Annotated in this window: 7 protein-coding genes, 2 pseudogenes and 1 other annotated feature; of the genes and pseudogenes, 6 read left to right on the forward strand and 3 right to left on the reverse strand. The window is 71.7% G+C overall.

What is annotated here, in order from left to right; translation table 11 throughout:
* Nucleotides 1–118 precede the first annotated feature (118 nt).
* On the forward strand, nucleotides 119–1,345 hold the full coding sequence (locus LN037_RS25325) for an LCP family protein (protein ID WP_372460531.1): 1,227 nt from the start codon (nucleotides 119–121) through the stop codon (nucleotides 1,343–1,345).
* A gap of 21 nt (nucleotides 1,346–1,366) precedes the next feature.
* Here LN037_RS25325 and LN037_RS25330 read toward each other — a convergent pair whose 3' ends face one another.
* Nucleotides 1,367–2,746 (reverse strand): MFS transporter, encoded by a 1,380-nt coding sequence (locus LN037_RS25330; RefSeq protein WP_230758679.1) that lies wholly within the window; start codon nucleotides 2,744–2,746, stop codon nucleotides 1,367–1,369.
* 50 nt (nucleotides 2,747–2,796) lie between these two features.
* Nucleotides 2,797–3,129 carry a GNAT family N-acetyltransferase gene (locus tag LN037_RS25335; protein WP_230758682.1) on the reverse strand — a complete coding sequence of 111 codons (333 nt, stop codon included), beginning with the start codon at nucleotides 3,127–3,129 and terminating at the stop codon, nucleotides 2,797–2,799.
* A 28-nt stretch (nucleotides 3,130–3,157) separates the two neighbouring features.
* On the opposite strand from LN037_RS25335, the gene LN037_RS25340 reads away from it, so the two are divergent.
* The 5 genes and pseudogenes from LN037_RS25340 to LN037_RS34135 form a co-directional block, all read left to right on the forward strand.
* Nucleotides 3,158–3,733, forward strand: coding sequence for a mycothiol-dependent nitroreductase Rv2466c family protein (locus LN037_RS25340; RefSeq protein WP_230758686.1), 576 nt, complete (start codon nucleotides 3,158–3,160; stop codon nucleotides 3,731–3,733).
* Entirely contained in the window at nucleotides 3,730–4,425 is a 696-nt protein-coding gene (locus LN037_RS25345) for a class I SAM-dependent methyltransferase (RefSeq protein WP_230758689.1), read from the forward strand. The genes LN037_RS25340 and LN037_RS25345 overlap by 4 nt, the downstream gene beginning before the upstream one ends.
* Nucleotides 4,426–4,594: 169 nt before the next feature.
* On the forward strand, nucleotides 4,595–5,260 hold the full coding sequence (locus LN037_RS25350; protein ID WP_230758692.1) for a DUF222 domain-containing protein: 666 nt from the start codon (nucleotides 4,595–4,597) through the stop codon (nucleotides 5,258–5,260).
* A 21-nt stretch (nucleotides 5,261–5,281) separates the two neighbouring features.
* Nucleotides 5,282–5,608 carry a transposase gene (locus tag LN037_RS25355; protein ID WP_230758695.1) on the forward strand — a complete coding sequence of 109 codons (327 nt, stop codon included), beginning with the start codon at nucleotides 5,282–5,284 and terminating at the stop codon, nucleotides 5,606–5,608.
* Nucleotides 5,566–5,697 (forward strand) — a sequence feature (AL1L pseudoknot). Its footprint overlaps the gene before it by 43 nt.
* Nucleotides 5,668–6,141: pseudogene (locus tag LN037_RS34135) on the forward strand (IS3 family transposase); the annotation flags it as partial. (Overlaps the previous feature by 30 nt.)
* Nucleotides 6,142–6,294: 153 nt before the next feature.
* Here LN037_RS34135 and LN037_RS34140 read toward each other — a convergent pair.
* Nucleotides 6,295–6,446 (reverse strand): annotated as a pseudogene (locus tag LN037_RS34140) (IS256 family transposase); the annotation flags it as partial.

Raw genomic sequence — 6,446 nt, forward strand, 5'->3', positions numbered from 1 at the left:
CGGTGGAGGCCGCCGCCCCGCCCCGACGCCGACCCGGGTGGCTCCGTCACCGGTGCCCGAGGGACCCGGCGGAGCCGGGGACGACCCGCCGTCGGGACGGGGCGCAGGGGCCCTGGCCCTGCTCGAGCGTGCGCGCGGGTGGGCGACCAGCCGGGTCCTGCTGCTCGTGCTGGCCGCGGCGTCGGTGCTCGTCCTGCTGATCTCCGGGGTGACCGTGCTCGCGGCCCGGACCTTCGACTCGGGGCTCTCGCGCGTCGACGTGATCTCGACGTCGCTCGGGTCGATCTTCGGGACCGACCAGAACATCCTGCTGGTCGGGCTCGACACGCGCACCGACTCGTTCGGCAACCCGCTGCCGAAGGACATCCTGGCCTCGCTGAACGCGGGCGGGAGCGACTCCGGCGGCGACTCGACCGACACCATCATCGTGCTGCACATCCCGGGCGGCGGCGGACCGGCGACCGGGTTCTCGATCCCCCGCGACTCGTACGTCGACGTGACGGGCGGGTTCGGCACGCACAAGATCAATTCCGCCTACTCCTACGGCTCCAACGCGGCCCGTCAGGAACTGATCAAGGACGGCGTGAGCGGGAGCGACCTCGCCGTGCAGTCCGGGGCCGCGGGGGCGCGGACCACGATCGGCGCCGTCGAGGGCCTGACCGGACTCACGATCACCCACTTCGCGGCGGTCAACCTGGCCGGGTTCGCGCAGATCAGCGAGGCAATCGGCGGCGTGCCGGTGTGTCTCAACAAGGCGGTGAACGACTCGTTCTCCGGGGCGAGGTTCCCCGCGGGCCAGACGACGGTCTCCGGCCCGCAGGCACTCGCCTTCGTCCGCCAGCGCCACGGCCTGCCCGGCGGCGACCTCGACCGCGCCCGCCGTCAGCAGGTGTTCCTCGCCAGCATGGCGCGCACGGTCCTCTCGTCGGACACCCTCACCGACTCCACGAAGCGGAACGCGCTGATCGACGCGGTCGACAAGGCGATCACGGTCGACCGCGGGCTCGACGTGCTCGACCTGGCCACCCAGGTGCAGGGTGTGAGCTCCGGGTCGATCGGCTTCCACACGATCCCCATCGTCAACGCCTCCTACGACACCGCCGAGGACGGCGAGGCGGTGAAGGTCGACCCCGAGAAGGTCCAGGAGTACATCTCGGACACGATCTCCGGCGCCGGCGAGACGACGACGCCACCGAAGGCGAGCGGCTCGTCGTCGGGAACGGCCGGGGGGTCGAACACCGGCGGCTCCTCCCCCGGCAGCGCCGCCCCGAAGACCAGTGCCGCCCCGGCGGTGCCCTCCGAGGACGCCGGCACCGCGGCGCCCACGGTGCCCTGCGTCAACTGACCGAGGCCGCCGGGCGGACGGTCAGTGGACCTCCTCGAGCGAGCGACCCGTCGTCAGGGGCCCGAGGAGCCCGACGTCGAGGCAGAGCAGCACGATCAGGAACGCCGAGCCGCCGAAGACCCACACCGGACCCGCCGTCGCGAGCAGCGGCACGGCGATGAACGGCAGGACCACCGAGGTGCCACGGGACAGCGAGTAGGCGACACCGGAGGCGGTGGAGCGGATCGCGGTCGGGAAGATCTCGGCCTGGTAGATGTGGAACGCGTTCGAGAAGACGTTGCTCGCCGTGGTCAGCAGGAAGCCCGCCAGCACGATCAACCACGGGGTCGCGGCGGCCGCGAAGACGACGCCGAACACGGCGATCGCGAGGGCCGCGGCGATGATCAGGTACTTGCGTTCGAAGCGCTCCACCATCGGCACCGACAGCAGGGAACCGAGCGGGTAGCCCGCGAAGGACAGGGCCGCGTAGCCGAGCGACTCGGTCACCTCGAAGCCCTTGGAGACGAGCACGAGGGGCGCGAGGGTGCCGAAGCCGTAGTACCCGACGGTCTGCAGCACCTGGAAGATGAACAGCATGACGGTGCGCCGGCGGTAGTCCGTGAACGCGATCCGCAGGACCTCCGTCGTGGAGCGGTCCCGCCCCCGGTCCGGCGGGACGGCGCGGGCGGGCAGCTCGTCCACCGCGTGCGGCGCCCCGACCTTCGCCGCGATGGCGCGCACGGTCGCCTCGGACTCGGCGAAGCGCCCCCGGGACTCCAGCCAGCGCGGGGACTCGGGCAGGACGCGGCGCATGACGATGACGAAGACCGCACCGAGCGCGCCGGCGACGAGCAGCCAGCGCCACCCGGCGACGCCCGCGATCTCCTGCGCGGCGACCAGCTTGCCGCCGAGCAGGGCCGCGACCGGGACGCCCAGGAAGCCGACCGTGTACGCCCACGCGATGTAGCGGCCCCGGACCTTCGCCGGGAGGAACTCGGCGAGGTAGGTGTCGACGAGGACGAGCTCGCAGCCCAGGCCGATCCCGCCGAGGAAGCGCAGCAGCAGGAAGATCTCGATGTTCGGCGAGAACGCCGCGAGCAGGCTGAACAGGCTGTAGATCAGCAGGTTGAGCAGGAAGACACGCTGGCGGCCCAGCCGGTCGGCCACCACGGAGAGCACGTTGGCGCCGACGAACATGCCGAGGAACCCGCTCGCCACCACGGCGGCCTTGCCGAGCGACCCGAGCTGGAACTCGCGGGCCAGGATCGGCGCGAGCACGCCCCCGAGGAACACCTCGTAGAGGTCGAAGAACGAACCGATCCCGACGAGCACCACGATGGTGCGGTGCCACCGCGAGAGCGGGAGGTTCTCGAGGGCGGCGCTGGCACCCGCCGTCGGGAAGGATCCGGCGTCCGTGGCCATCCTGCCACCTCCTCGCACTCGGTACTGAGCGCAAGAAAGTACTCCTGCGGTCAGGCGAGGTCGAATTGCTCCCGGCGTCCGACGGGGACCAGGTCGAGGTAGTCCGGGTGCTTCGTGATCCACCCGCGGATGAACGGGCAGAACGGCAGGACGGCCAGGTGGCGGGCCCGCGCGTCGTCGAGGGCGGCCCGGGCCAGGCGGCCGGCGAGCCCCTGACCGGCGAAGGCGTCGTCGACCTCGGTGTGGACGAAGGCGATGGTCTCGCCGTCGCCGTGCGGATCGGTGCGCAGCGCGTACTCCGCGAACCCGGCGGTCACGTCGCCGACGCGGATCTCGTAGCGGTGGCGCTCGGGGACGTCGGTGACGTCGAACTGGTCGGGCATCGTCGGTCTCCTCGGTCATGCTGGCGGGGTGCGACTCTATGTCGATCCGGTCTGCCCCTTCGCGTACCTCGCGCTGTGCTGGCTCGAGGAGGTCGCCGCGCAGCGTCCGGTGGACCTGGAGGTGCGCCTGATGAGTCTCGCGGTGCTCGGCGAGGCGGATCCCGGGCGTGGGCCCGAGTCCGCGCGCGGCACGGAGAGTGCGTGGCGGCCGGTGCGGGTCGGCGTCGCGGTCGGCGAGCGGCTGGGTGAGTTCGTGTCGCGGTTCGGGGCGCTCTACCACCGCGACGGTGTGCGTGGTCGCGACGAGGTGCTGCGGCGGGTGCTCGCCGTGATGGACCTCCTGCCGCTGCACGCCGCCGCCGACGACCCCTCGCTCGACACCGAGGTCCGTCGCAGCCACGAGGAGGGCATGGCGCCGGTGGGCCTCGACGTCGGGACTCCCGTGGTCCACGTGGACGGGGTCGCCTTCTTCGGTCCGGTGCTCGGGGCGGTGCCTCGTGGGCATGCCGCGTTGGAGGTGTTCGACGGAGCGGTGGCCCTCGCCGGCTCGGCCGGATTCTGCGAGCTCAAGCGGACGCGGGTGGGACGGCCGGTGTTCGCGTGACCGGGCGGGCGCGCTCGTTCGGGCGCCTCGCCGAGGACTACGACCGGCTCCGTCCCGGCTATCCGCCCGCAGCGCTGGCGGCCGTGGCCGGGGACCTCGTGGTGGACGTGGGCGCGGGGACCGGGAAGCTCACGGCGGCGGTGACCCGTTCCGGACGACGGGTGGTGGCGGTCGAGCCCGACCCCGCCATGCGCTCGGTACTCGCCGACCGCGGCCTGCCCGGCGTGGAGGTCGTGGACGGGACGGCGGAGCGGGTGCCCGTGGGTACGGGCACCGCGTCGGCCGTGGTCTACGGGCAGTCGTGGCACTGGGCGGATCCCGTCGCGGCGGCGGCGGAGGCGCGACGGGTCCTCGTCGACGACGGGGTGTTGCTGCAGCTGTGGAACGTGCCCGACCTGGCGGTCGACTGGGTGCGGGAGCTCAACCGGATCGCGGGGCTGCCGGACGTCGCGCCCGAGGTCCGTCGGTCCGAGCTGCCGGGCTTCGGCGCGGGCGAGGTGACGCGCGTGCGCTGGGAGCAGACGCTCGGCGCTCCCGACCTGGTGCGGCTGTTCTCCACGTTCTCCCGGGTGAGCACGCGTGAGCCGGAGGACCGGGAGCGAATGCTGGCTTCGATCCGGTCGTCCGTGGAGGGCCGTGCGGTCGTGGCGTACCCCTACGTGTGTGTGGGCGTGATGTACCGACGATCGTGATGGTTTCGTGATCTTTGCGCTTGTCGTGGGTTCTGGGGTCGCGAGGGGTACGTGAGGCAGGTTCTTTGGTCCGGATTCCTGCCTGGTGTACCTCTCGCGTCGCGCCCGGCCGTGGCGTGGGGTTTCGGGGTACCGGTGACTGTCGGGGGTTCGAACTACCGTTCGGGTCATGGCGGTGGAGGCGGGGTTCTCGGGTGGTGGTGGGGTGTTCGACACGCCGCTGCCTGCGGTGTCCTTCGCCGATCCGCGTGAGTTGCCCGGTCAGGAGTGCGAGGCCGGTCTGGTGGCCTGGCAGGCGCGGTTGGTGCATGACGAGTGGCGTCGGGCGTGTTGGATGCTCGAGACCGCCCGGGCGCGCGCGGACACGCTGGAGCGGTGGCCGGAGCCGGATCCGCGGGTGATCGCGGCGTGTCTGGGGTGGTCGGTGGCGATGGCTGCTTCCCGGTTGGAGACCGCGGCTGGTGCGTTGGAGCGGTTGCCGCGGCTCGGCGAGGCGATGCGCGAGGGGCGGTTGGAGCAGGCGAAGGTCGCAGTGTTCGTCTCCGGGTTGCGCGATGTGACCGATGCGCAGGCGGCGGTGGTGGTGGACGCGCTGATCGAGCAGGCCCCGAAGCTCGGGTTGTGGGAGTTGGCGCAGCGGGTCGCGGCGGCGGTGGTGGATGTGGATCCGTTGGGGGCGGAGAACCGTCGGGCGGCGGCGGTGGCTCGGTCGCGGGTGTCGACGCGGATCGCGCCGTCGGGGGCGGCGGAGATTCACGGCTTGGATTTGGATCCGGGGATGGCGGAGCCGGCGTTCGAGCGGATTGAAGCGCCCCGGCTGTGGTGGAGGCTCTGATCCCACGGGAAGGTGGGGGTCGTGCCGGCACCGAGGAAGTTCACTGACGAGATGCGGGAGCGGGCGAAGCGGATGGTCCGCGAGGCCCGCCAGCAGGAGCCGGGGTTGTCGGTCAACGCGGCGTGCAAGCGGATCGGCCCGCAGCTGGGGATCACCCCGGACACCCTGCGGGGCTGGTTCCGCCAGGCCCAGGTCGACGACGGCGAGGCCCCGGGGACCACGACCACGGAGTCCGAGGAGATCAAGCGGCTGCGCCGGGAGAACGCCGAGCTCCGCCGGGCGAACGAGATCCTGAAGACCGCGTCGGCGTTTTTCGCGGCGGCGGAGCTCGACCGCCATATCCGCTGATCGTCGACTACATCGATCAGCACAAGCACCGCTTCGGGGTCGAGCCGATCTGCCGGGTCCTGACCAGCGAGGACATCCAGGTCGCCCCGTCGGGCTACTACGCCCATAAGGCGCGCGTGCCCTCGCGGCGGGCGCTCTCGGACGCCGCGCTCGAGGAGATTATTGAGGCGACGTTCTTCGACCGGGAGAAGGGCCGCGGGGTCTACGGGGCCCGCAAGATGGCTGCTCAGCTGCGCCGCGACGGCGTCACCGGCTCATCCGGCGCCCCGGTGGCGCGCTGCACCGTCGAGCGGCTGATGCGCTCCCTCGGGCTCCGTGGGGTGCGTCGTGGGCAGCCGGTGATCACCACCCGGCCGGATCGGCAGTCGCAGCGGGCCCCGGATCTGGTCGACCGGGACTTCACCGCGCAGCGCCCGAACCAGCTCTGGGTCGTCGACATGACCTACGTGCCGACGTGGTCGGGGATGGTGTTCACCGCGTTCGTCTCCGACGTGTACTCGCGGCGCATCGTCGGCTGGCGCTGCGCGGCCCGGATGCCCACCGAGCTGCCCCTCGATGCCCTGGAGATGGCGCTCTGGACCCGGGAACGCGCTGGTCAGACCCGTGATGGGCGGCTCGACGGGCTGATCCACCAGAGCGTGTCACGATTCCCGTGTAAGCAACGGGACGCTGATTGTCGGAATGTATCAGAGCTTGAGGCGTCCGGGGAAGTGGACGACCAGTGTGTTGAGCGCTATTTTCCAGCCGTGGGTGCCTGTGCCCGACTCTCCGCCGCGGTTGCTCGATATGTTGCGAAGCCCGAGGTAGAGCAGCTTCATCGCGGCCTCGTCGGACGGGA

The organism is Actinomycetospora soli, from assembly GCF_021026295.1.
Classification (GTDB): domain Bacteria; phylum Actinomycetota; class Actinomycetes; order Mycobacteriales; family Pseudonocardiaceae; genus Actinomycetospora; species Actinomycetospora soli.

Coding starts and splice junctions, on each gene's coding strand:
- LN037_RS25350 (WP_230758692.1), top strand. CDS start 4,595: ATGGCGGTGGAGGCGGGGTTCTCGGGTGGTGGTGGGGTGTTCGACACG.
- LN037_RS25330 (WP_230758679.1), bottom strand. CDS start 2,746: ATGGCCACGGACGCCGGATCCTTCCCGACGGCGGGTGCCAGCGCCGCC.
- LN037_RS25335 (WP_230758682.1), bottom strand. CDS start 3,129: ATGCCCGACCAGTTCGACGTCACCGACGTCCCCGAGCGCCACCGCTAC.